Origin of the sequence: Pseudoflavonifractor sp. An187 (assembly GCF_002160275.1) — a bacterium.
Classification (GTDB): domain Bacteria; phylum Bacillota; class Clostridia; order Oscillospirales; family Oscillospiraceae; genus Enterenecus; species Enterenecus faecium.
This window is the reverse complement of record NZ_NFKG01000002.1, coordinates 13847-39016: the sequence shown is the minus strand read 5'-3', so window position 1 is coordinate 39016 and position 25170 is coordinate 13847. Positions and strand designations below refer to the sequence as shown.

19 protein-coding genes are annotated in these 25170 nt (G+C 61.4%); 13 read left to right on the top strand and 6 right to left on the bottom strand.

What is annotated here, in order from left to right; all coding sequences use genetic code 11:
- Positions 1 to 65: 65 nt before the first annotated feature.
- Positions 66 to 305 carry a ribosomal L7Ae/L30e/S12e/Gadd45 family protein gene (locus B5F22_RS01780; protein WP_087229075.1) on the bottom strand — a complete coding sequence of 80 codons (240 nt, stop codon included), beginning with the start codon at positions 303 to 305 and terminating at the stop codon, positions 66 to 68.
- A 206-nt stretch (positions 306 to 511) separates the two neighbouring features.
- On the opposite strand from B5F22_RS01780, the gene gltX reads away from it, so the two are divergent.
- Positions 512 to 2020 carry a glutamate--tRNA ligase gene (gene gltX / locus B5F22_RS01775; protein ID WP_087390155.1) on the top strand — a complete coding sequence of 503 codons (1509 nt, stop codon included), beginning with the start codon at positions 512 to 514 and terminating at the stop codon, positions 2018 to 2020.
- Positions 2021 to 2663: 643 nt separating this feature from the next.
- Here gltX and B5F22_RS01770 read toward each other — a convergent pair.
- The 5 genes from B5F22_RS01770 to B5F22_RS01750 all read right to left on the bottom strand — a co-directional run bounded on the left by B5F22_RS01770 (position 2664) and on the right by B5F22_RS01750 (position 7478).
- Positions 2664 to 4403 (bottom strand): NFACT RNA binding domain-containing protein, encoded by a 1740-nt coding sequence (locus B5F22_RS01770; RefSeq protein ID WP_087390152.1) that lies wholly within the window; start codon positions 4401 to 4403, stop codon positions 2664 to 2666.
- Between the two features lie 3 nt (positions 4404 to 4406).
- The gene (locus B5F22_RS01765; protein ID WP_087369643.1) at positions 4407 to 4808 is read right to left on the bottom strand and encodes a ribonuclease III domain-containing protein; all 402 of its coding nucleotides are present in this window, start codon (positions 4806 to 4808) and stop codon (positions 4407 to 4409) included.
- A gap of 406 nt (positions 4809 to 5214) precedes the next feature.
- The gene (locus tag B5F22_RS01760; RefSeq protein ID WP_087229084.1) at positions 5215 to 5580 is read right to left on the bottom strand and encodes a type II toxin-antitoxin system PemK/MazF family toxin; all 366 of its coding nucleotides are present in this window, start codon (positions 5578 to 5580) and stop codon (positions 5215 to 5217) included.
- Between the two features lie 169 nt (positions 5581 to 5749).
- A complete protein-coding gene (gene alr / locus B5F22_RS01755) occupies positions 5750 to 6880 on the bottom strand; it encodes an alanine racemase (protein ID WP_087390150.1) in 1131 nt (376 codons plus the stop codon).
- Positions 6822 to 7478 (bottom strand): hypothetical protein, encoded by a 657-nt coding sequence (locus B5F22_RS01750; protein ID WP_143482150.1) that lies wholly within the window; start codon positions 7476 to 7478, stop codon positions 6822 to 6824. Before B5F22_RS01750 ends, alr begins: the two co-directional genes overlap by 59 nt.
- A gap of 421 nt (positions 7479 to 7899) precedes the next feature.
- Here B5F22_RS01750 and pheS point away from each other — a divergent pair, with 421 nt between their 5' ends.
- The 12 genes from pheS (at position 7900) to B5F22_RS01690 (ending at position 25006) form a co-directional block, all read left to right on the top strand.
- The gene (gene pheS / locus B5F22_RS01745) at positions 7900 to 8925 is read left to right on the top strand and encodes a phenylalanine--tRNA ligase subunit alpha (protein WP_087229093.1); all 1026 of its coding nucleotides are present in this window, start codon (positions 7900 to 7902) and stop codon (positions 8923 to 8925) included.
- A gap of 20 nt (positions 8926 to 8945) precedes the next feature.
- The gene (gene pheT, locus B5F22_RS01740; RefSeq protein ID WP_087390145.1) at positions 8946 to 11642 is read left to right on the top strand and encodes a phenylalanine--tRNA ligase subunit beta; all 2697 of its coding nucleotides are present in this window, start codon (positions 8946 to 8948) and stop codon (positions 11640 to 11642) included.
- Positions 11643 to 11770: 128 nt separating this feature from the next.
- On the top strand, positions 11771 to 13135 hold the full coding sequence (purF, locus tag B5F22_RS01735; RefSeq protein WP_087390142.1) for an amidophosphoribosyltransferase: 1365 nt from the start codon (positions 11771 to 11773) through the stop codon (positions 13133 to 13135).
- Positions 13136 to 13254: 119 nt separating this feature from the next.
- Positions 13255 to 14142 (top strand): class I SAM-dependent methyltransferase, encoded by an 888-nt coding sequence (locus tag B5F22_RS01730; protein WP_087229100.1) that lies wholly within the window; start codon positions 13255 to 13257, stop codon positions 14140 to 14142.
- Positions 14135 to 14983: an energy-coupling factor transporter ATPase gene (locus B5F22_RS01725; RefSeq protein ID WP_087390137.1), complete on the top strand. Its 849-nt coding sequence runs from the start codon at positions 14135 to 14137 to the stop codon at positions 14981 to 14983. The genes B5F22_RS01730 and B5F22_RS01725 overlap by 8 nt, the downstream gene beginning before the upstream one ends.
- Before the next feature lie 15 nt (positions 14984 to 14998).
- Positions 14999 to 15862, top strand: a complete 864-nt coding sequence (locus B5F22_RS01720) for an energy-coupling factor transporter ATPase (protein WP_087390134.1) — start codon at positions 14999 to 15001, stop codon at positions 15860 to 15862.
- A complete protein-coding gene (locus B5F22_RS01715) occupies positions 15859 to 16665 on the top strand; it encodes an energy-coupling factor transporter transmembrane component T (RefSeq protein ID WP_087390130.1) in 807 nt (268 codons plus the stop codon). Before B5F22_RS01720 ends, B5F22_RS01715 begins: the two co-directional genes overlap by 4 nt.
- Before the next feature lie 31 nt (positions 16666 to 16696).
- Positions 16697 to 17452 (top strand): tRNA pseudouridine(38-40) synthase TruA, encoded by a 756-nt coding sequence (gene truA, locus B5F22_RS01710; protein ID WP_087369634.1) that lies wholly within the window; start codon positions 16697 to 16699, stop codon positions 17450 to 17452.
- A gap of 48 nt (positions 17453 to 17500) precedes the next feature.
- Complete coding sequence (locus tag B5F22_RS01705) at positions 17501 to 18679, top strand: DUF5711 family protein (protein ID WP_087390127.1); 1179 nt, start codon at positions 17501 to 17503, stop codon at positions 18677 to 18679.
- 44 nt (positions 18680 to 18723) lie between these two features.
- A complete protein-coding gene (locus B5F22_RS01700; protein WP_087390123.1) occupies positions 18724 to 19446 on the top strand; it encodes a CvpA family protein in 723 nt (240 codons plus the stop codon).
- Between the two features lie 126 nt (positions 19447 to 19572).
- The gene (locus tag B5F22_RS01695) at positions 19573 to 22071 is read left to right on the top strand and encodes an ATP-dependent Clp protease ATP-binding subunit (protein ID WP_242955031.1); all 2499 of its coding nucleotides are present in this window, start codon (positions 19573 to 19575) and stop codon (positions 22069 to 22071) included.
- Positions 22072 to 22255: 184 nt separating this feature from the next.
- On the top strand, positions 22256 to 25006 hold the full coding sequence (locus tag B5F22_RS01690; protein WP_087390117.1) for a DNA methyltransferase: 2751 nt from the start codon (positions 22256 to 22258) through the stop codon (positions 25004 to 25006).
- The last annotated feature ends 164 nt before the right edge of the window (positions 25007 to 25170 follow it).

The window sequence follows — 25170 nt, the reverse complement described above, 5'->3', positions numbered from 1 at the left end:
TCCTCCTTTCAATGAATATATATTTTAACGAACTCTCATAAGATTATTCGCTAAAATCAAGAAAATTATACGGTTGCCGCTACCGCAGCTCCCACGGCGATGCCGCAGGCATGTCCCAGAGCCTTCATGGTGTCCGTCCAGTGGACCTCCACCCCTTGCTCCTGGGCCTGTTGAGCCAGTGGCTCGGTGAGGGCGGGATCGGCATTTCGTGCCAGATAGATTCCCGTCGCCCGCCCATCTTTCAGGGCTCGGCGAACCTGCTTGACGCCCACAACCTTGCCGGCTTGTTCCAGTTTGGTCAGCATCCAAGCAGACCTCCTTTTTGGCATATCAGCACAATTTGGGATTGTAGCACAAAATCGTCCTCTCGTCAAGGAAAAACGCCCAGATTCACCTATCTATTTTTTACTCTTTTTCCCGCCATTTCCTTGTGCAATCTGTCTGCCTCTTGCCAAACCGTCCCCTGGAGGCTATAATGGGGACACACTGTAAACTGGAGGTTTTGATTGACATGGCTCTCAATCAGCAATGGTTTGACGATATGGAAGCCCGCATCCCCCACGACGGGGTGCGCACCCGCTTCGCCCCCTCTCCCACGGGCTACATGCACGTGGGCAATCTCCGCACCGCCCTGTACACCTACCTCATCGCCCGCCACGCCGGGGGCAAGTTCATCCTCCGCATTGAGGACACCGACCAGGGCCGTCTGGTGGAGGACGCCACCGAGATCATCTATAATACCATGCGCGCCTGCGGCCTGACCTGGGACGAAGGTCCCGACGTGGGCGGCCCCGTGGGCCCCTACATCCAGACCCAGCGCCGCTCCTTCTACGCCGAGTACGCCAAGCTGCTGGTGGAGCGCGGTCACGCCTACTACTGCTTCTGCGACAAGCACGAGGAGACCGAGGAGGAAGAGGGCAACTTCCAGAAGGAAGAGGACCCCTGCCGCAACCTCGACCCCGAGGAAGTGGCCGCTCGTCTGGCCAATGGTGACCCCTATGTCATCCGCCAGCGCATCCCCCACGAGGGCCAGACCACCTTTATGGACGCCGTGTACGGCGCCATCACCGTGGACAACGACACCCTGGACGACCAGGTGCTGCTGAAACGGGACGGTCTGCCCACCTATAACTTCGCCAACGTGGTGGACGACCACCTCATGGGCATCACCCACGTGGTGCGTGGCGCGGAGTACCTCTCCTCTGCCCCCAAGTACAACCTGCTGTACGAGGCCTTCGGCTGGGAGATTCCCACCTATGTCCACTGCTCCTCTGTCATGATCACCGACCCCGAGACCGGGGCCGTGCGCAAGATGTCCAAGCGCAAAGGCGACCCCTCCTACGAGGACCTCATCCAGATGGGCTATCTGTCCCAGGCTGTGGTGAACTATGTCTCCCTGCTGGGTTGGGCCCCCCACGGTGAGCTCAGCGAGCAGGAGTTCTTCACTCTGGACGAGCTGGTGAAGGCGTTTGAAATCTCCGGCATCTCCAAGTCCCCCTCCGCCTTCGACATGGAGAAGCTCAACTACTTCAACGCCACCTACCTGCGCTCCATGACCCCTGAGGCCTTTGCTGAGGTGGCCCGGCCCTACATCCGTAAGGCTGTCACCAACGAGGCCTATGACGCCGACGTCATCGCCTCCCTGCTCCAGGCCCGGTGCGAGCGCCTCACCGACATTCCCGAGAAGGTGGACTTCTTCGATGTGCTCCCCGAGTACGGCGTGGAGCTGTTCACCAACAAGAAGTCCAAGACCAACTCTGAGGTGTCCCTGGACATGCTGGAGAAGACCGTCCCTGTCCTCTCCGCTCTGGAGAGCTGGACTCAGGAGGGCATCCACGACACCCTCATCCAGCTGGCCGAGTCTCTGGGCGTGAAAAACGCCACCCTCATGTGGCCCCTGCGCATCTCCATCGCCGGCAAGACCGTCACCCCCGGCGGCGCTGTGGAGCTGTGCTACATTCTGGGCAAGGAGGAGACCCTGCGCCGCATGGAGCTGGGCATCCAGAAGCTGAAAGCCTGATTCCCTCTATAACTACGGCGGAAGCAGCCATTTGGTTGCTTCCGCTGTTTTTCTATGGTCAATCATCTGCTCTTCTCCAATGTCTTTATGCAGACTTGCCAGTCTGGCGGGGACGCTCCGCTAGGGGTCTATTTTTGAGCGGCCAAAAATAGACGAAAAAGCCGCCTAGGGGTTGCACCCCTAGGTACCCTGCTTGGGTCAGTAGTCCTTTGACTCTGGATAAATCCCAATCGGCCCAGGGGTAAGCCGATCCTCTATGCCGCTACATCCGCTACCGCTCAATCTTCCAGAGTGGAAGGAACTGCCCCAGAAGGACAGGGCCGGTGGTGGGTGGGAACTGCAAGTCTCCACCATGCACCGACGCTGTACCCAAGGAATCACCGTGGCAATACGGGGAATATATCAGCGGCAGCGGAGCAAGAAGAACCAGACAATCCTTCCTCCCTCAGTGTCGGTGGGGGATGCTCCAGCGCCATGCAAGGAGACCTCAGGGGGTACCTAGGGGGAACGCCCTAGGCGATTCTTTCCCCGATTTCTCATCGCGGAGAAATCGGGCCCAGCGGAGCGTATTTGCCACGCTAGCAAATCTGCGCCTAGTACAGAAAAGAGGGACAGCCGCCGAATTGGAAGCTGTCCCCTTTGCTCATTTCACCCGCAGTTTCTTCACCAGTTCCTCCTGGGGTGTGACATACACCGTGTTATAGGTGTTGTAGATGACAAACCCAGGCTTGGCCCCCGCAGGCTTCTTAATGGCTTTCACAGGGGTCACATCCACCGGCACCTGGGCGGAGTCCTTGGCCTGGGAGAACCAGGCGGCCAGCATGGCCGCTTCCGTCACCGACTGGTCGTCGGGCTGGACCCCTCCGGTCTTCAAAATCACGTGGGAGCCGTGGAGCTTTTGCACGTGGAACCACAAATCCCGCTTGTCCGAGTCCTTCAAGGTCAGGCGGTCATTCTGGCTGTTGTTCTTGCCCACCAAAATGGTGAGGCCAGCGGAGGAGCGAAACTCCATGGGCTTGGCGTGGATGATCTTCACCTTGCCCTTGGCGGTCATCTTCCGCTTGTGCTGGCGCAAATACCCGTTGTCCATCAGCTCCTGGCGAATCTCCTGCAAGTCCCGGTCTCCCTCGGACAGGGTGATCATTTGCAGCACGCTGTCCAGGTACTCCAGCTCGGTGCGGTTTTTCTCCAGCTGGATGGCCAGCATCTCCTCCGCCTTCTGGGCCTTTTTGTAGTCCTTATAGTACTTGGCGGCGTTCTGCTGGGGAGTGAGCAGGGGGTCCAGGGGGATCTCTACCTCTTTGCACTCCGGGTCATAGTAGTTCTGAGCCACCAGCACCGACTGGCCCCGGTGCATCTGATAGAAGTTGGTGGTGATGATGTCCCCATACTCCCGCATCTGCTCCCGGTTACCCGCTCGGCGCAGGTCTGCCTCCTGGTTGGCGATCTTCTTGGCGGTGCGGTTGCGGGCCTGGGTCACCGACCGGATGAAGTCCGCCCCCCGCTGTTTCACCCGCTCCTGGGCCTCCCGGGCGGCGTAGTAGTCGTCCAGCAGCTGGGAGAAGGTCTCACAGCGGGTCAATTCCACTTCGGGGCCGTATTGCAGAATGGGCAGGAAGGAGAAGTCCATCTCCTTCCCCTCTTTTTTCAGCACCACCGGCTCATACTTGCCCTCCAGGATGATGGAGCGCAGCCGCAGCACCTCCCGGGCCAGGCCCTGGGAAGTCTCGTCGGCCCGGAAGGCCAATTCCCGGGCCACCAGGGGGGAAATGCCGCTGAAGGTGTCCAGCAGCCACTTGTCCTGGCCCTCTCCCTGGGGCGCCTGGCTGGACACCAGCTGCTCCAGCTCTTCCTCCCCCATGGCAGTGAAGTCCAGCTTGCCCGTGGGCACGGGGTACTGGTAGAAGAGGCCGGGCATCACCGGGCGCTGGGCGGAGATATCCCCGTCCACCCGGCGCATGCTGTCGGTGATGCGCCCTGCTCCGTCCAGCATAATGAGGTTGGACTTGCGGCCGATGCACTCCAGCACCAGGGCCCGCTCCACCCGGTCCCCCAGCTCACTGAGGGTCTCAAAGCGGAACTCCAGCAGCCGCTCCATGGGGGGCTGTTTGATTTCCAGAATGCGGCCGCCCAGGAAATACTTGCGCAGCAGCATACAGAACATGGGAGGCGTCTCCGGGTTCTCCCGGGTCACGGTGGTGAGCTGGGCTCTGGGGTGGGCGGGGTTTGCCGACAGCAGCAGCTTCACATTTCCCTGCCCAGTGCGCATGTGCAGCACCACCTCATCCCGGGTGGGCTGATAGATCTTGTCCACCTTTCCGCCGGTGATGCGTTCCCGCAGCTCTCCGGCCAGGGCGGTCATGACAATTGCATCCAAGGGCATGGCTCATTCCTCCGTCATCATCCGTTCAAACAGCTCATTGAGCCGGTCCAGGCGGCCCTGCAAGTACAGCCAGCCGAACAGGGCCTCCAGCCCGGTGGCGGCGTGGTACTCTCCCACGCTGGCCCCCTTGGGGATGGCGGCGGTGTGACTGTTGCGGGCCCGGCGGTACACGTCCTGCTCCTCCTCGGTGAGGATGGGCAAAATCAGCTTGACCCGCTTGGCCTGGGCGGGGGCGGAGACATAGGTCACCGCCGCACGGTGCAGCCCCTTGTTGGTGGCCTTGCCCTTCAGGCACAGCCAGGTGCGCACCATGAGCTCATACACTCCATCCCCCAGGTGAGCCAGCGCCAGGCTGCTCATGGGGTGGAGGATATCCTGTCCCACTGACAGGTGAAAGTAATCCATATGATTTCTCCATTCTCTAGGTTGGCCCGGGCGTCCCCGGACATTCGGCATCTCTCCATAGTCTACCCCGTCCAGGCGAACTTGGCAAGTGTTTTCCGTTTTCCCCCTTCTCCCGGCACAAAAAAAGCCTGTCAGGAAAGGCTTGGCCGTTCCGACAGGCTAAACAGAGAGGGTGTCTCTGGAGTTGTTTGTCCGGGGGGCTCCGACTGCTGCCAGAGCAGCCCCGGTTGTTCGTTCGTCGCTGTCAAGGGAGGTCTCAGCTCTGCCTGGACATCTCTTCCTGACATGGCCTATGATACCAGAACCCCCATGTCGAATGATAGACAATTTGGGAACCAGTTGTGAACCTTTTGTAAACCCCAAACACAGCTTGCGGCCTGCCCCAAATTTGGGGCAGGCCGCACCTTCAAACCAACTGCTGGTTGGACAGGCCGAAGCTGACCGCAATGGCCCCGTCCACCTTTTTCATCACTTGTTCGTCCACCCGGCCCATATGTTCCCGTAGCCGCCGTTTGTCCAGGGTACGAATCTGCTCCAACAGCACGATGGAGTCCTTGGGCAGGCCATAGCTGTGGGCTGCCAGGGTGATATGGGTGGGCAGTCGGGCCTTCCCCGTCTGAGAGGTGATGGCCGCTGCAATGACCGTGGGGCTGTGTTTGTTTCCGGTGTCGTTTTGCACGATCAGGACAGGGCGAACGCCCCCTTGTTCGCTGCCCACCACCGGACTGAGGTCGGCGTAATAAATATCGCCGCGTTTGACACTGTTGTCCACAGGATTTCACACTCCGCCGGATTTATAGTGCCCGGTCCTTGCCATGCCTGCCGGGTACTATCATTCTCCCACGGTGGGGCGGATCTTATACCGGTGGAACAGGATTCCTTCGCCACCGGGTGCCGCTCCATCTCTCGCCGCTCCCTCGGGGGCGACCCCCCGTGTTATCTTATGCGCCCTGGTACAATCTGGGCACCCGGGGGGAGACGGCGCACAGCAGCTCGTAGGGGATAGTCCCCGCCAGCTGGGCCATATCCTCCAGGGAGTGGTGGGCGCCGAACAGCTCCGCCTCGTCTCCCGGCTGCACCTGGTCCTCCTCCTGGAGGGCCACCATGCACATGTCCATGCACACCCGGCCCACAATGGGCCGCTCCTGGCCGCCCACCAGCACGGTGCCCTGGCCGGACAACACCCGGTGCAGGCCGTCGGCATAGCCCACCGGCAGCACCGCCACCCGACCGCCGGAGGCGGGCATGTGCTGGGTGCAGCCGTAGCTCACCGGGGTGTCCCCCGGCAGCTCCCGCACCGCCGCCACCCGGGTCTTCAGGGTCATCACCGGCCACAGCTCCCCGGCGTCCAGCCCCTGGCAGGAGGGGTCGGACAGGTAGCCGTACAGGGCAATGCCCGGGCGCACCATGTCCAGGTGGGTGCAGGGGAAGTTGAGCACGGCGGCACTGGCCGCGCAGTGGCGCAGCTGGAAGGTGCGTCCATAGGTGTTTTTCAGCACATCCAGGGTGTCCAGGAAGCGGGTAAACTGCTCCATGGTGTACCCCTCGTCCCCGTCGGCGTTGGCAAAGTGGGTGAAAATGCCCTCGGCCTCCAGCCCCTCCAGGGCGCACAGGGCGTCCACCTCCTGGGCCGCCTGGGCCGGGTCGTGGGCCAGAATCCCCAGACGGCTCATGCCGGTGTCCAGCTTAACGTGGATTTTGGCCCGCTTGCCCTGGGCCACAGCGGCCTTGGACAAGGCCTGAGCCAGCTCCAGGGTAAACACCGCCTGGGTCAGGTCGTGCTCCACCACCTGGGGGGCAAACTCCGCCGGGGTGGCTCCCAGAATGAGAATGGGCATGGTAATGCCAGACTGGCGCAGCTCGGTGGCCTCGTTGAGGCAGGCCACGGCCAGATAGTCCGCCCCCAGCTGCTGCAATTTGTGGGCCACTTCCTCCGCCCCGTGTCCGTAGGCGTTGGCCTTCACCACGCCCAGAAACTTGCTCTGGGGGGCGCAAGACCGCAATACATGGTAATTATGCTCCAGATTGTCCAGACGGATCTCCGTCCAGGTCCGCATGGTCTGTTGATTCATCCTCGTTCATCTCCATGGTAAAATCATCACTTGTCACGGTGAGCACGGTGACTCCTTCCACCTGTACCTCCGCCATGCGAAGGGCAAAGGTGTCCGGGGCAAACCACATGGTATACTCCGTGCCCGCTCCCTGCTCCTGCTCCGGGTCCCGGCAGGTCAGCTCCAGGAAGGTGTCCTCCCCCTCCTGCGCCCAGCTGCACTGGGCTATGTAGCCCTGGGCCACCTGGTCCAGCATCTCCGGTATGGCGGCAATGGGGCTCAGGCCGTCCCCGTTGAGGGTGCCCAAGGTCATCCCCGCTCCGTCATACTCCAAGACCGCCTCCTCATCGGTCATCCGGGCGGTGACTCCTGCCATCCACTCCGGCTCCACCACGGTGAGTACCGTCTCTCCCTCCTGCTGGGCCGTCCCCTCTAAGGTGAACTCATAGAGCTGCTGGCCCAAATGGGCGCTGACCCGGAAGGTGCCCGACCAGCCGCTCATGGCCTGGTACTGGCCCCGCAGCAGCACGCCCTGCTGCTGCGCCTGCTGGTCCTGCTTGGAGCAGCCTGTGAGCAGCACCGTCATCATCAGCGCCCCGCAGACCAATTCTCTGCGCAATGCGCTCCCCCCTTTCCCGTACTTGAGGGGCGGAAACCGCCGCCCCTGTCTCCATATATATGAAGACGAGATGGGGGTATGTCAGATCGTGCACGCCCCATTATAAAGTTTTCCCTCTTGCTTTTCAACCTATATTGTGATATAAAAGTTTTTAGTGCAAATGCGAAGAACGGGAAAATAGCGTGCTGGCATATCTGAAGAGAGAGGCGGTCACCGGCTGAAAGCCGCCTTGGTGTGTGTCGCTTGGTTCGCCCGGGAGCGGCCTGTGAGAGCAGGACGGCGTGCCCTCCGTTATGGGGCAGAGAGTGTGTGCGCATGGCGCACAAATGCGGGTGGTACCGCGGAAGGCTGGCCTTTCGTCCCTGTTTGTAGGGAGGAAAGGCTTTTTCATTTCATATTTTACCCGAAAGGAAGAGAATAGATGAAGCAGCAATTAAACGACATTCGTGTGCAGGCCCTTGCCGCCTTCGAGGCCGCTGACAGCCTGGCAGCCCTGGACGCCCTGCGGGTGCAGTACCTGGGCAAGAAGGGCGAGCTCACCGGCGTGCTCAAGCAGATGGGCAAACTCTCTGCTGAGGAGCGCCCCGTCATGGGCCAGCTGGCCAACCAGGTGCGCGCGGACCTGGAGGCCGCTCTGGAGACTCAGGGCAAGAAGCTGGAGGCCCAGGCCCTGGAGCAGCGGCTCAAGGACGAGGCCCTGGACGTGACCATCCCCGGCAAGCCTGTGAAGGTGGGCCACCGTCACCCCATGTATATCGCCCTGGATGAAATCAAGGAGATCTTCATCGGCATGGGCTTCACCGTGCTGGACGGCCCCGAGGTGGAGCTGGCTGAGCTGAACTTCGACCGCCTCAACGCCGAGGAGAACCACCCCTCCCGGGACTGGTCCGACACCTTCTATTTTGATGAGGACAGCCGGGTGATGCTCCGCTCTCAGACCTCCCCCATGCAGGTGCGGGCCATGGACACCATGGAGCTGCCCATCCGCATCATCGCCCCCGGCCGTGTGTACCGCAAGGACGAGGTGGACGCCACCCACTCCCCCATGTTCCACCAGGTGGAGGGCATGGTCATCGACAAGAACGTCACCATGGCCGACCTGAAGGGCACCCTGAACACCGTGGTGGAGAAGCTCTACGGCAAGGGCACCAAGACCCGGTTCCGTCCCCACCACTTCCCCTTCACCGAGCCCTCCTGCGAGATGGACGTGCAGTGCCACAAGTGCGGCGGCGTGGGCTGCCCCACCTGTAAGGGCGAGGGCTGGATTGAGCTGCTGGGCGCTGGCATGATTCACCCCCGGGTGCTGGAGATGAGCGGCATCGACCCCAACGAGTACTCCGGCTGGGCCTTCGGCATCGGCCTGGAGCGTACCGCCATGCGTCGGTTCAAGATCGCCGACCTGCGCCTGATTTTTGAAAACGACGTGCGCTTCCTGGAGCAGTTTTAAGGAAAGAGGGGAACATTACCATGAATTTAAGCAGAAACTGGCTGCGTGAATTTGTCACCGTAGACGCCAATGACCATGATTTTGCCGAGGCCATGACCCTGTCCGGGTCCAAGGTGGAGCTGACCCACGACCTGGGCGCTGAGATCTCCAACGTGGTGGTGGGCCGCATCCGGTCCATGGAGCGCCACCCCGACTCCGACCACATGTGGATCTGCCAGATCGACGCCGGCCAGGCCGAGCCGGTGCAGATCGTCACCGGCGCCTGGAACGTCCACCCCGGCGACCTGGTGCCCGTGGCCCTGCACAAGTCCACCCTGCCCGGTGGCAAGAAGATTGAGAAGGGCAAGCTGCGTGGCGTTGTGTCCAACGGCATGATGTGCGGCCTGCTGGAGCTGGGCCTGGACGAGCGGGACTTCCCCTACGCCGCCATCACCCCCGCCGCCATTCTGGGCGACTACAAGCCCCTGGACCCCGCCAAGCCCTCCATCTCCACCGATATCCAGCCCGGCGACAAGATTTACGGCCCCGTGGTGGCCGCCAAGGTCCTGGAGTGCGCCTCTCAGCCCGACGGCACCTTCCACACCTGCCTGGATACCGGTGACGGCACCGCCGCTCCCGACACCATCTGCCCCAACCTCCACGAGGGGGATCTGGTGGCCTACAACACCAAGACCGACTCCATCTGCACCCTGGCGGACCTCCACGCCCAGCAGGCGGAGTTCCCCCACTGCATCCCCGACGGCATTTTCGTGCTCCGGGAGGACTGCAAGCCCGGCGACGACATCAAGCCCATCATCAACGCCGACGACCACGTGGTGGAGTTTGAGATCACCCCCAACCGCCCCGACTGCCTGTCCGTCATCGGCCTGGCCCGGGAGGTGTCCGCCACCTTCGGCGCACCCCTCACCCTCCACGAGCCCGTGGTGAAGGGCGGAGCCGAGGGCAACCTCATGGAGCTGCTGGACGTGGAGACCCCCGCCGCCGATCTGGTGCCCCGGTACACCGCCCGGATGGTGCGCAACGTGAAGATCGGCCCCTCCCCCAAGTGGATGCGGGAGCGGCTGCGCTCCATGGGCGTGCGCCCCATCAACAACATCGTGGACATCACCAACTATGTCATGCTGGAGTATGGCCAGCCCATGCACGCCTTTGACTACCGCTATGTCCACGGCGGCAAGATCATCGTCCGCCGTGCCCAGGAGGGGGAGGAGCTGACCACCCTGGACGGCAAGAGCCACATCCTCAATGCCAACCACCTGGTCATCGCCGACGAGACCCGGGCCGTGGGCCTGGCTGGCATCATGGGCGGCGAAAACAGCGAGATCGTGGACGACACCGTGGACGTGGTGTTCGAGTCCGCCTGCTTTGACGGCGCCACCATCCGCAAGGGCGCTCTGGCCCTGGGCATGCGCACCGAGGCCAGCGCCAAGTTTGAAAAGGGCCTGGACCCCATGAACACCCTCCCCGCTGTCCAGCGGGCCTGTGAGCTGGTGGAAATGCTGGGCGCCGGCGACGTGGTGGACGGCATCATCGACATCCTCAACTATGTGCCCCAGCCCCGGGTGCTCACCCTGGAGCCCGACCGCATCAACGCCCTGCTGGGCACCGATGTGGCCGAGGAGGAGATGGTGCGCATCCTGCGCAGCCTGGACTTCCAGGTGGAGGGCAACCAGGTCACCGTTCCCTCCTGGCGTGGCGATGTCATCGGCATGGCCGACCTTGCCGAGGAAGTGGCCCGGTTCTACGGCTACAACAACATCCCCTGCACCCTCATGCGGGGCCAGACCACCCTGGGCGGCTACTCCGATGAGGAGCTGCTGGAGCGCCAAGTGGGCAGCATGTGCCGCACCATGGGCTATGACGAGATCATCACCTACTCCTTCATCTCCCCCACCTGCTACGACAAGATCAACTGGCCCGCGGACTACCTGGGCCGTAACTCCCTGAAGATCTTGAACCCTCTGGGCGAGGACACCTCCATCATGCGCACCACCACCCTCCCCTCCATGCTGGAGATTCTCACCCGCAACTACAACTACCGCAACCAGAACGTGCGCCTGTACGAGGTGGGCCGCACCTACGCTCCCGGCGGCGAAGATGGCCTGGCGGTGGAGTCCAAGACCCTCACCCTGGGCGCCTATGGCTCCGACATGGACTTCTACACCATGAAGGGCTGCATTGAGGCCATTTTGAAGGACCTGCGGGCCAGCGACGTCACCTTCCGCACCGGCTCCGGCTTCACCGAGCTGGTGTCCTACCACCCCGGCCGCTATGCCGAGGTGTGGGTGGGCTCTGACTGTGTGGGCTTCTTCGGCCAGATTCACCCCCTGGTGGCTCAGAACTACGGCGTGGACGGCGAGCTGTACTGCGCCCAGCTGGCTCTGGACGAGCTGGCTCTGGCCAAGGGTGCTGACCCCGTGTACACCCCCCTGCCCAAGTTCCCCGCCGTCACCCGTGACATCGCTGTGGTGTGTGACGAGGCCGTCACGGTGGGCGCTCTGGAGGCCTGCATCCAGAACGCCGCCCACGGCCTGCTGAAAAACGTGACCCTCTTCGACATCTACCGGGGCAAGGGGGTGGAGGACGGCAAGAAGTCCGTGGCCTTCAACCTCACCCTCCGGGCCGACGACCGCTCCCTCACCGGCGAGGAGGCGGAGAGCGAGGTGCAGCACATTCTGGCCGCCCTGGCCTCTGAGCTGGGCGCCACCTTGCGCTAAGAGCCATTTTTCGGCAATTCGCAGATTGACAAGCTCCCGTCTACTCCGCTATAATGGGCGTATGACGACAGCAAGGGCGCTGTGGCCATTGGGTCACAGCGCCCATTTGATTTTCAGGAGGAATGACCATGTCCATCCACGAAGAGTGTGGCCTGTTCGGCATCAGCGACCCCCACGGGGACTGTGCCCGCACCACCTATTACGGCCTGTACGCCCTCCAGCACCGGGGGCAGGAGGCCTGTGGCATCGCCACCATCAACCAGCGGGTGCTCTCCTTCCACAAGGATGTGGGCCTGGTGGGAGACGTGTTCCACCCCGACGTGCTGGACCGTCTCAATGGCACCATGGCCGTGGGCCATGTGCGCTACGCCACCACCGGCGGCGGGCAGCGGGAAAACGCCCAGCCCCTGACCCTCAAGTACGTCAAGGGCACCCTGGCGGTGGCTCACAACGGCAACCTGGTGAACACCGCCGAGCTGCGCACCTTCTTTGAGTACCGGGGCGCCATCTTCCAGACCACCACCGACTCCGAACTCATCGCCTACGCCATCGCCCAGGAGCGGCTGCGCTGCGCCTCCGCCGAGGAGGCAGTGTGCCGGGCGGTCAAGGGCCTGCGGGGCGCCTTCTCCCTGCTGGTCATGTCCCCCCAGAAACTCATCGCCGTCCGGGACCCCTGGGGCTTCCGCCCCCTGTGCATGGGCCGCCGGGGGGATGCGGTGATCTTCGCCTCGGAGAGCTGCGCCCTCCACGCCGTGGGAGCCCAGTTCGAGCGGGAACTGGACCCCGGCGAGATCGTAGTGGTGGAGGGCACCCAGGTGCGCTCCATCCGGGAGAACTGTCAGGGTTCCTCCAGCCATATGTGCATCTTCGAGTATATCTACTTCGCCCGCCCCGACTCGGTGCTGTGCGGCCAGTCGGTGCACCTGGCCCGGCGCAACGCCGGACGGCTGCTGGCCCGGGAGTTCCCCGTGGAGGCGGACGTGGTCATCGGCGTGCCCGACTCCGGACTGGACGCCGCCATGGGCTTTGCCGAGGAGTCCGGCATTCCCTACGGGGTGGGCCTGGTGAAAAACCGCTACATTGGCCGCACCTTCATTACCCCCGACCAGGAGAGCCGGGAGCAGGCGGTACGCATCAAGCTGGGGGCTCTGGCCAGCTGTGTGGCAGGCAAGCGGGTGGTGATGGTGGACGATTCCATCGTCCGGGGCACCACCTCCAAGCAGATTGTCTCCCTGCTCCGAGAGGCGGGGGCCACGGAGGTACACATGTACTCCTCCGCCCCGCCCTTTATTGCCCCCTGCTACTTCGGCACCGACATTCCCGACCGGGACGCCCTCATCGCCTGCAACTACACCCAGGAGGAGATGCGGGAGATGATTGGGGCCGATTCCCTCCACTTCTTGTCTCTGGAGGCCCTGCACCAGATCGCACCCCAGGCCGACTGCGGGTTCTGCGACGGGTGCTTCACTGGCAAGTACCCCATCGAAGTCTAACCCCCTCACCCCACGGAATGTTCCCCCTTCCGTGGGGTGTTTTTTCGTCCCCCACGGGTTTGACTAATTCCCACCTGTGTAGTATAATACGTTGATTATATAATGAGGAGAATGTGCTCATGTGGTTGGCCAAAAATTGGAAAGATTATGAGCTGCTGGACTGCGGCCGTGGAGAAAAACTGGAGCGTTGGGGCTCTCACCTGCTGGTGCGCCCGGACCCCCAGGCCATTTGGAATACCCCCCGCCAGAACAAGGGCTGGAAGACGGCCCACGCCCGCTATTCCCGCTCCCACACCGGCGGCGGCCAGTGGGCCTCCAAGCAGGTGCCCGAGCGGTGGCAGATTCACTATAAAGAACTGACCCTGAACGTGGGCCTGATGAACTTTAAACATACCGGCGTGTTCCCCGAGCAGGCGGCCAACTGGGACTTTGCCCAGGACCTCATCCGCCGGGCGGGCCGCCCCATTTCGGTGCTGAACCTGTTTGCCTACACCGGCGGGGCCACGGTGGCCTGCGCCGCGGCCGGGGCCAGCGTGTGCCACGTGGACGCCGCCCGTGGCATGGTTCAGTGGGCCCGGGAGAACGCCAAGTCCTCGGGTCTGGAGGACAAGCCCATCCGCTGGATCATTGACGACTGCGCCAAGTTTGTAGAGCGGGAGATCCGCCGGGGCCGCCGCTACGACGCTATCATCATGGACCCCCCCTCCTATGGCCGGGGCCCCTCCGGTGAGGTGTGGAAGCTGGAGGAGAACCTGTACCCCTTTGTGGAGCTGGTGTCCAACGTCCTCAGCGATGACCCCCTCTTTGTGATCCTCAATTCCTACACCACGGGCCTGGCCCCGTCGGTGCTGACCTATATTTTGCAGACTGTCATCGGCGGCAAGTTCGGAGGGCGCACCGTGTCCGACGAGCTGGGCCTGCCGGTAACCCAGACCGGGCTGGCCCTCCCCTGCGGCGCTACCGGGCGCTGGGTGGCATCTTCCGTGGAGCATGTCTACCATGGCTAATCCCATCATCCAGGCCAGAGGCCTGACCTTTCGCTACACCACCGCCGAGGGGGTAGCCCCCACAGTGCTGGACCACGTCAATCTGGACATTGAGGCCGGCTCCTTCGTGGCCATTCTGGGCCACAACGGCTCGGGCAAGTCCACCTTCGCCAAGCACCTCAACGCCATCCTCCTGCCCACTTCGGGCAAGGTGTACGTGGACGGCATGGACACCACCGACGAGGACAAGCTGCTGGACATCCGCCGCACGGTGGGTATGGTGTTCCAAAACCCGGACAACCAGATCGTGGCCAGCGTGGTGGAGGAGGACGTGGCCTTCGCCCCGGAAAACCTGGGGGTTCCCTCGGCGGAAATTCGCCGCCGGGTGGACGAGGCCCTGGCGGCCGTGGGCATGACGGAATATGCCCGCCACGCTCCCCATCTACTCTCCGGCGGCCAGAAGCAGCGGGTGGCCATCGCTGGGGTGCTGGCCCTGCGTCCCCGGTGCATCGTGCTGGACGAGCCCACCGCCATGCTGGACCCGGTGGGACGCCGGGAGGTGCTGGACACGGTATGCCGCCTCCAGCGGGAGCTGGGGATGACCGTAGTACTCATCACTCACCACATGGACGAAGCGGCCCGGGCCCAGCGGCTGGTGGTCATGGACAACGGCCACGTGGTCATGGACGGCCCCCCCGCCCAGGTCTTTCAGAACGTGGTGGGGCTGCGCCGCCTGGGGCTGGAAGTGCCGGACTCGGTGGCGCTGCTGTACGAGCTGCGCCAGGCCGGGCTGGACGTGCCCCTGGACGTCCTCACCTGCGAGGACTGCGCCCAGGCACTGGCCCACATTCTACCCCGATAAGAGAGGCCCGTATCTATGACGCCTATCATTGAACTCAGACAACTCACCCATATCTATAGTCAAGGCACCCCCTTTGAGCACGTGGCCCTGCAAAACGTGGACCTGACCGTGGCCCCGGGGGAATATCTGGCGGTCATTGGCCGCACCGGCTCGGGCAAATCCACCCTGATGCAGCACCTCAACGGGCTGCTCCGCCCCACCTCGGGACAGGTACTCTTTGAAGGGGAGGACATCTGGGGCTCCAAGGAGCGTACCCGTCAGGTGCGCTTCCAGGTGGGCCTGGTGTTCCAGTACCCCGAGTACCAGCTCTTTGAGGAGACGGTGTACCGGGATATCGCCTTCGGCCCCACCAACATGGGGCTGGACCAGGCCGAGGTGGACCGCCGGGTGCGCCAGGCCGCTTGCTTTGTGGGCCTGTCCGACCACACTCTGGAGAAGTCCCCCTTTGACCTGTCCGGCGGCCAAAAGCGCCGGGTGGCCATTGCGGGGGTCATCGCCATGGAGCCCAAGGTGCTCATTCTGGACGAGCCCACCGCCGGGCTGGACCCCGCCGGAGCCGCTCAGATTCTGGGCAACATCCGGGCCTATCACCGGGAGAAAAAGGCCGCCATCATTCTGGTGTCCCACTCCATGAACGAGGTGGCCCGGGAGGCCCAGCGGCTGGTGGTGTTCCGAGACGGCACCATTCCCTACTCCGGCACCCCCCAAGAGGTGTTCTCCCACGGGGCCGAGCTGGAGAAGATGGGCCTGGGCGTGCCCGAGATGACCCGGGTGTTCGCCCGGCTGCGGGACATGGGCTATGAGGTGCCCGCCTCGGTGTACACCGTGGAACAGGCCCGGGACGCCATCCTGCTGGCCCGAAAGGGGGCGCAGGCATGAACCTCAAGGACATTACCCTGGGGCAATTTTTCCCCGGCAACTCCTTTCTCCACCGGGTAGACCCCCGCATCAAGCTGGCGGGGCTTCTGGTGTATGTGGTGGCCCTGTTTTTGGCCAATTGGTTTGTCACCTACGGCATTATGCTGGCCCTGCTGGTGTGGGGCTGCGCCGTGGCCCACATCCGGGCCAAAACCCTGCTGGGGGGCATGAAGCCGGTGATTTTCCTGCTGATTTTCACCGCTGTCTTGAACATGTTCTATACCCCCGGCACCCCTCTGGTGTCCTTCTGGATTTTTACCATCACCTATGAGGGTATTTTACATGCCTTTTTCATGGTGGTACGCATTCTCATGCTCATCTGTGCCACCTTCCTGCTCACCTATACCACCTCCCCCCTGGCCCTCACCGACGGTCTGGAGAGCCTGCTCTCCCCCCTGAAAAAGGTGAAGGTTCCGGTGCACGAGCTGGCCATGATTATGTCCATCGCCCTGCGCTTCATCCCCACCCTCATTGAGGAGACGGACAAGATCATGTCCGCCCAGCGGGCCCGAGGCGCGGACTTCGACTCCGGCGGCCTCATCCGCAAGGCCAAGGCCCTCATCCCCCTGCTGGTGCCCCTGTTCATCTCCGCCTTTCGCCGGGCGGACGAGCTGGCCACCGCCATGGAGTGCCGCTGCTACTGCGGCGGGACAGGCCGCACCCGGATGCGGGAGCTCCGCCTGCGCCCCGCCGATTGGCTGTTTCTCCTGGGCCTGGTGGTGGTGGCCGTGGCGGTGGGCCTGCTGGCCCACGTGGGTCTGTGAGCGCCCCCCATTTTATCTATGAGGTGTTCCTATGCAATCCCGTAACATTGCCCTGCGCCTGAGCTATACCGGCACCGCCTACCACGGCTGGCAGGTGCAGAAAAACGCCGTCTCCGTGGCGGAGACTCTGGAAAAGGCCCTGTCCTTTGTGGTCAATCACCCGGTGAAAGTCACCGGGGCGGGCCGCACCGACGCCGGGGTCCACGCCCGCACCTACGTGGCCAATTTCCGCACCACCTCCGGCATCCCCCTGGAGCGGCTGCCTCTGGCGGTAAATACCCGCCTGCCCGACGACATTGTGGTGTCCAAGGCCACCCTGGTGCCCGATGACTTCAACGCCATCGGCTCCTGTCTGAAAAAAGAATACACCTACCGCATCTACAACTCCCGCATCCGGGACCCCTTCTATGTCAACCGGGTGTGGTTCTACCCCCGCCATCTGGACGAGTCCATCATGGCGGCGGCTGCCGCCCAGTTTGTGGGCACCCACGACTTTGCCGCCGTGCGCTCGGTGGGCACCGAGACCCGCACCACCGTGCGTACCGTCCACTACTTCGACATTGAGCGGAAGGGACAGATCATCGACTGTCGGGTGTGCGCCGACGGCTTTTTGTACAACATGGTCCGGGCCATGGTGGGCACCTGCATCTATGCCGCCGAGGGCAAGCTGGCCCCCGAGGATATCCCGGACATTCTCTCCTCCCGCAACCGCACCTTGGCCGGGCCCACCGCCCCGCCGGACGGGCTGTATATGACCAACCTGTGGTATGACGAGGACGTACTGTGACGATACTCCGGCGCCTGTGTGCGCCGCCGCCTTTTGAGGTATACGATTATGGAAGACACAAAGAATAACCAATCCAACACCCAGCCCAAAAAGCCCAAGTTTTTGGTGCGGGTTCTGCTCTTTCTCCTGGCCGTCCTGGTGGTCCTGGGGGCGGTGGCCGTGGTGGTGTTCCGGGACCGGCTGTCCCTGGACAACTTCAAGCGGTGGCTCCACTACCGCTCTCTGGTACTCAACGACAGCGGCCAGGCCGACTCCTTCCCCCACGACGGCAGCCTGGACGACACCTTCGCCGTGCTGGACGGAGACCTGCTGGTTTGCTCCTCCACCTCCATCTCCCTGTACTCCGGCAGCGGCACCCAGTATGTGGACCTGTCTGTAGACATGGACAACCCCGTGGTGGACACCAACGGCTCTCTGGCTGTGATTTATGACGCCGGGGGCTCCTCCCTGTACGTGCTGGGCCAGCGGGAGGTGATCTGGTCGGCCACCGACCTGACCTCCATCCTCTCGGCCCACCTCAACCAAAACGGACAGCTCACCGTGGTCAGCCAGACCAGCGGCTACAAGGGTTCTGTGACGGTGTACAGCACCGACTACGAGCCCATGATGAGCGTCAACCTCTCCTCCGCCTATGTCATGGACGCCGCTCTGTCCGACGACGGCCAGACCCTGTCCATCCTCAACGTGGGGCAAACCGACGGCGTGTTTGACTCCACCCTCTCCCTGTATACCCTGAACACCACGGACTCGGGGAACTTTGAGCCCAACCTCACCAGTGATCTGGGCTCCTCGGTGGTTCTGGAGACCCGCCACACCGTCTCCCAGGTCTGGTCCATCTCCGACCAGAACCTGACCCTCACCGACCACGAGGGCAACAACGCCGTCATCGACTGGAACGATATGCACCTCAAGCGCTACTCCCTGTCCGGGGACGGCTTCGCCGTGGCTCTGCTGGCCAAGTACCGGGCAGGTAGCCAGGGCGAGCTGTGGGTGGTCTCCTCCGACGGCTCCCACAAGAGCCTGGAGATCGACCAGCAGGTGCTCTCCCTGTCCGCTGCCGGTCGGTATATCGCCGTGCTCACAGGCAAGCAGCTGAACATCTACACCAAGGACCTGGAGCTGTACGCCACCCTGGACAGCACCCAGGGCGCCCGTCAGGTGCTGCTCATGGAGGACGGTTCCGCCGTTCTCATCTCCGCAGACAGCGCCAGCTTCTACGTGCCTTAAACGAATGAGATTGCCCCTGAGGGCGTATAGTTAAGGAGGATTCCATGACCGCTTATATTTTCGATGCCGCCATCGTCGTTATCTTGGCTTTCTTCGCCTGGCGTGGCGCCAAAAAGGGCCTCATCCTCACCCTGTGCGGACTGCTGGGCCTGTTTGTGGCCTTCTTCGGAGCACAGTTCATCTCCACCCAGTTCCACGGCCCTGTGGCCCACATCATGGAGCCTGCCATCTACCAGGCCATCCGTGGGGCCGAGCCCCAGGGGGAGGAGACCGACTCCGGTGACCCCGGCCTGAGCATTCCCGGCAACATCGCCGAGCAGGCGGAGCCCGACTACACCCTGGACCAGCTGCTGGAGTCCATGAAGGAGCAGGGCCTGTTCGCCGGTTTCTCCTACTTCCTGGACCAGGCCAAGAACGAAGCGTCCATCCCCAGTGAGGGCGGGACCACGGTAGCCAGCGCGCTGGCGGACTACCTGGCCAACCTGGTGGCCAAGGCCACCCTGTTCGCCCTGTCCTTCCTGCTCATTCTCCTGATCTGGTTTTTGCTCAGCCACATTCTGGACCTGGCCTTCCACCTGCCCATCCTGGCCACGGTGAACACCGTGGGCGGACTGTTGGCAGGGCTTTTGAAGGCGGTGCTCATCGTCTTTGTGCTGGTGTGGCTGGGTCAGCTGGCGGAGATCATCCCCGCCAACCCCACCACCCCGGTCCTCTCCCTGTTCACCCCCAAGGGACTGGGCGCTCTGTTGGATCGGCTTCTCCTGTGATTTTCAGGGAAATTTCAGATTCTTCATGCCTAGTTCATATTCTTCTGGTAGGGTACCCCAAAAAGGATACCTTCCGAAAGGAGTTTAACCATGCAGCCGACACTTTGTACTCGCTGCCACAAGAACGTGGCAGTGATCTTTATCACGAAAATTGAAAACGGCGAGACCAAAAACGAAGGTCTCTGCCTGAAATGCGCCCGGGAACTGGGGCTCAAGCCTGTGGACGACATGATGCAGAAAATGGGCATCTCCGACGAGGACCTGGACTCTCTCTCCCATGAGATGATGTCCGCCTTCGGCGGCGTCGAGGGTCTGGAGCAGCTGGCCCAGGACCGCCCGGAGAACCCCGACGAGGAGGAGGACGAGGGGCGCACCGCCACCTTCCCCTTCCTGAGCAAGCTCTTCGGCTCCCAGCCTCCCCAGGAGGGCTCTGGCCCCCGGGGCGGCAAAGAGGATAAGCCCTCTGGCCCGCCCAAGCCTCCCAAGCGCAAGTTTTTGGAAAACTACTGCATCTCCCTGACCCGCAAAGCCCAGGAGGGCAAGCTGGACCGCATCGTGGGCCGGGACAACGAGATTCAGCGCACCATTCAGATTCTCAACCGCCGCCAAAAGAATAACCCCTGTCTCATCGGCGAGCCCGGCGTGGGTAAAACCGCCATCGCCGAGGGCCTGGCCCAGAAAATCCAGGACCGCCAGGTGCCCTATAAACTGCTGGACAAAGAGGTGTACCTGCTGGACCTCACCGCCCTGGTGGCAGGCACCCAGTTCCGGGGCCAGTTTGAGAGCCGCATGAAGGGCCTCATTGAGGAGATCCGCAAGCTGGGCAACATCATTCTGGTCATCGACGAGGTACACTCCATCGTGGGTGCCGGCGACGCCGAGGGCTCCATGAACGCCGCCAACATCCTCAAGCCCGCCCTGTCCCGGGGCGAGATTCAGGTCATCGGCGCCACCACCCTCACCGAGTACCGCAAGTATATCGAAAAGGACACCGCCCTGGAGCGCCGCTTCCAGCCTGTGATGGTGGAGGAGCCCTCCATGGAGGAGGCCACCCAAATCCTCCAGGGCATCGCCCCCTACTATGAGGGCTACCACCACGTGGTCATCACCCCGGACATCTGCCGTCTGGCGGTGTCCATGAGTGAGCGGTACATCACCGACCGCTACCTCCCCGACAAGGCCATCGACCTCATCGACGAGGCCGCCTCGGAGGTCAACCTCCACAACAAGGACCTGGCTCGTATGGCAGAGATCGAGAAGGAGCTGGCCGACTACGCCAAAGAGGTGGACGTGGTGCTGGCCGCCACCGGGGCCGACAATCCCCAAATCCAAGATCTGCAGCAGCAGGAGCAGAAGCTCCAGCGGCAGCGGGACAGCCTGGAAATGGCCATCAGCCGGGACGACAACGAGGCCCCCAACCGGGAGGACCCCGCCTTCCAGACCCGCCAGGAGGAGCGCCGGAGCCAGCTCCAGGACCTGGAGACCAAGCTGTCCCAGGTGACCGCCCAGAAAGAGCAGCTCCAGGAGGAGTGCAACCAGAAGGCCTACCGCCGTCTGGCCGAGCTCAAGAGCCGTCAGGCCCAGCTGAATGCCCAGCTGGAGGAGCTGAAAGCCAAGGGCGACCCCATGCTCACCGTGGCCCATCTGGCCCGTGTGGTGGAGCTGTGGACCAAAATCCCCGCCAGCCAGATTCAGGAGCAGGAGTTTGAGCGTCTGGCCCATCTGGAGGACCGCCTGAAGACCCACATTGTGGGCCAGGACGAGGCGGTGTCCGCCGTGGCCCGGGCCATCCGCCGGGGCCGTGTGGGCATCTCCGCCAAGCGCAAGCCCGTGTCCTTCATCTTCGTGGGCTCCACGGGTGTGGGCAAGACCGAGCTGGTGAAACAGCTGGCCGCCGACCTGTTCGACTCCCCCGAGTCCCTCATCCGTCTGGACATGTCCGAGTTTATGGAAAAGCACGCCGTCAGCCGCATCATCGGCTCTCCCCCGGGCTATGTGGGCTATGACGACGCCGGACAGCTCACCGAGAAGATCCGCCGCAAGCCCTACTCGGTCATCCTCTTTGACGAGATCGAGAAGGCCCACCCCGACGTGCTCAACGTGCTGCTGCAAATTCTGGACGACGGCCACATCTCGGACGCCCACGGCAAGGTGGTCAACTTCGAGAACACCGTCATCGTCATGACCTCCAACGCCGGAAGCAACGTCAAGGGCGGCTCTCTGGGCTTTGATCGCTCCCCCACCCAGTTGGCCAAAGACAAGGCCATGAAGGGTCTGGAGTCCTTCCTGCGCCCTGAGTTCATCAACCGGGTGGACGAGATCATCTGCTTCAACCAGCTCTCTCAGGAGAACTTCCAGGAGATCGCCAAGATCATGCTGGGCGAGCTCAGCCAGGTGCTGCGCAACAAGGGCATCACCTTCACCTATGACCAGAGCGTGCTGGACTACCTGGTGGACACCTCCTTCTCCCCCGTCTACGGCGCCCGCAATCTGCGCCGCCAGATTCAGAAGGATTTGGAGGACGCCATCGCCACCCTGCTCATCGACCACTACGACCAGCCCATTGTGGCGCTGGACGTCAAGTGCGTGGAGGGTAAGGTGGAGTTGAGTCCCACGTTCCAATAAAACGAAAGCGACACCCCCGGCCACATGGCCGGGGGTGTTCTGTTTGCACTGTTAATTTATTTCTCTCACATCCCCTATCTCCGAGTTCTAAATACACAATTTTTCGCAAACTATCTCAACTGTGTGGAAAAGCAGCTCAAAATGTAGTATACTTGAGAAAACACTTATTTGGAGGACACAGCTTATGACAGACGCACAGCGTCGCACCGCTGCAAAAGAATTTGCCGCCCAGTGGGCGGGTAAGGGATATGAAAAGGGACAAAGCCAACCCTTCTGGCTCTCCCTTCTGCGGGATGTGTATGGCGTGGAGCACCCCGAAACCTTTATCACTTTTGAGGACCAGGTGGCGTTGGACCACACCAGCTTCATTGACGGCTTCATCCCGGCTACCCATGTACTCATTGAGCAAAAGAGCCTGGGGAAAGACCTGAACAAGCCCATCCGCCAGTCGGACGGCACTCTGCTCTCCCCCTTCCAGCAGGCCAAACGGTACTCCGCCGAGCTGCCCTATTCCCAGCGGCCCCGGTGGATCGTCACCTGTAACTTCTCCCAGTTCTACGTCTACGACATGGAGCGGCCCACGGGTGAGCCTGAGATCATCGAACTCAAGGACCTGGAGCGGGAGCACTACCGCCTGCAATTCCTGGTGGACACCGGGGACACCAACATCCACAAGGAGATGGAGGTCTCCTTGGAGGCTGGACGCATTGTGGGTGTGCTCTATGATGCTTTGCTGGCTCAGTACAAGGACCCGGAGTGCGAAGATACCTTGAAGCACCTCAACGCCCTGTGTGTGCGTCTGGTCTTCTGCCTCTACGCTGAGGATGCGGGGATTTTCGGCCCCCGGAACATGTTCCACAACTATTTACAGCACCACACCGCCGACGCCCGCCGGGCACTGATGGATTTGTTCGAGGTGCTCAACACCAAGCCAGAGGACCGGGACCCTTATCTGGATGAGGACTTGGAAGCCTTTCCCTATGTCAACGGCGGACTGTTTGCGGAAAAGAGCGTGATTCCCCGACTGGATGAGACCATTGTGGACCTGATTCTCCACAAGGCCAGCGAGGACTTTGACTGGTCGGTCATCAGCCCCACTATTTTCGGCGCTGTCTTTGAGTCCACCCTCAACCCGGACACCCGGCGCAAGGGCGGTATGCACTATACCAGCATTGAGAACATCCACAAGGTCATTGACCCCCTGTTCCTGGACAGCCTCCGGGACGAGCTGGCCCAGATTTTTGAGGTTACCGTGGAGAAAACCCGCATGGCCAAGCTGAAAGCCTTTCAGGCCAAGCTGGCCGGGCTGACCTTCCTGGACCCCGCCTGTGGTTCGGGAAACTTCCTCACCGAGACCTATTTGTCCCTGCGGCGGATGGAGAATGAGGTCATTGCCGCCCTCCACCACGACCAGATCACCCTGGACATGGACAACCCCATCCAGGTGTCCATCAATCAGTTCTACGGCATTGAGATCAACGACTTTGCCGTCACGGTGGCCCGCACCGCCCTATGGATTGCGGAAAGTCAGATGATGAAGGAGACGGAGGACGTGGTGCACATGTCCCTGGACTTCCTGCCCCTGAAAACCAACGCCTCCATCGTGGAGGGGAACGCCCTGCGGCTGGACTGGGAGAGCGTGGTGCCCAAAGACAAACTGGATTATATCATGGGTAATCCGCCGTTTGTGGGTGCTAGGTTGATGGATGCCGCACAAAAAGACGATTTGAATCTCATTTTCCAAGGTTGGAAAAACGCCGGAAATCTGGATTATGTTTGTTGCTGGTACAAAAAAGCCGCCGACCTTATGGCTGGCACCGAGATTCGTTCTGCTCTGGTCTCCACTAACTCTGTTTCTCAAGGCGAAACCGTAGCAAATCTGTGGAAACCCCTGTTTGAGGCCGGTGTCCACATTGACTTTGCCCACCGTACCTTCCGTTGGGACAGTGAAGCTAAGATAAAAGCCCATGTCCATTGTGTTATCATCGGTTTCAGCATTGCACCGAATGACAAGCCTAAGCTCCTGTTCTCCTCGGATCGTCCTCAAAAAGTCCAAAATATCAACGGCTACCTGCTGGATGCGGAAAATATTTTTGTAGAGAGTCGGAGTAAGCCGCTTTGTGATGTTCCTGAAATTGGGATTGGAAATAAGCCCATAGATGGAGGCAACTACCTATTTACTCAGGAAGAAATGCTGGACTTTGTTAAGAAGGAGCCAGCAGCAGAAAAATGGTTTAAGCCATGGTATGGCTCTCAAGAATTTATCAACCGTTGTCCTCGACAGTGCCTATGGCTTGGTGAATGTCCTCCGAATGAGTTGCGTAAAATGCCCGAAAGCATGAAGCGAGTAGAGGCTGTACGAGAATTTCGCCTTGCAAGTAAAAGTGCTGGAACAAGAAAACTGGCCGACACTCCAACACGCTTTCATGTAGAAAATATGCCAAATAGCACCTTTATTTTGCTTCCTAAAGTATCTTCTGAACATCGTCGCTATATCCCTATGGGATTTATGACCCCTGATGTTCTATGCAGTGATCTAGTATTCATTATACCAGACTCTACCTTGTATCATTTCGGTGTACTGACCTCAAATGTTCATATGGCATGGATGCGGGCAGTATGTGGCCGTCTGGAAATGCGCTATCGGTACTCCAAGGACATTGTTTACAACAATTTTGCCTGGCCCACACCCACGGAGGCGCAAAAGGCCAAAATTGAGCAGACTGCCCAGGCAATTTTAGACGCCCGTGCCCTGTACCCGGATTGCAGCCTTGCCGACCTCTACGACGAAGTGACCATGCCCCCAGAGCTGCGAAAGGCGCACCAGCAAAACGACAGAGCCGTCATGCAGGCGTATGGCTTTGACGTGAAAACCACGACGGAGAGCAGCTGCGTGGCGGAACTGATGAAGATGTATCAGAAACTTACTCAGTAACTCGCAAAAACGGTAAAAAGTAGAGCTATTTATCTGTCATTATTTTACACCGCAATTTTATTGTGTGAATTTTTTGTGAAATGTACAATAAATTCACATCATTTTATTACTATCAAGCAATTATCCTTGATTTTTGCCATATAGCATGTTATAATCGAATTAAA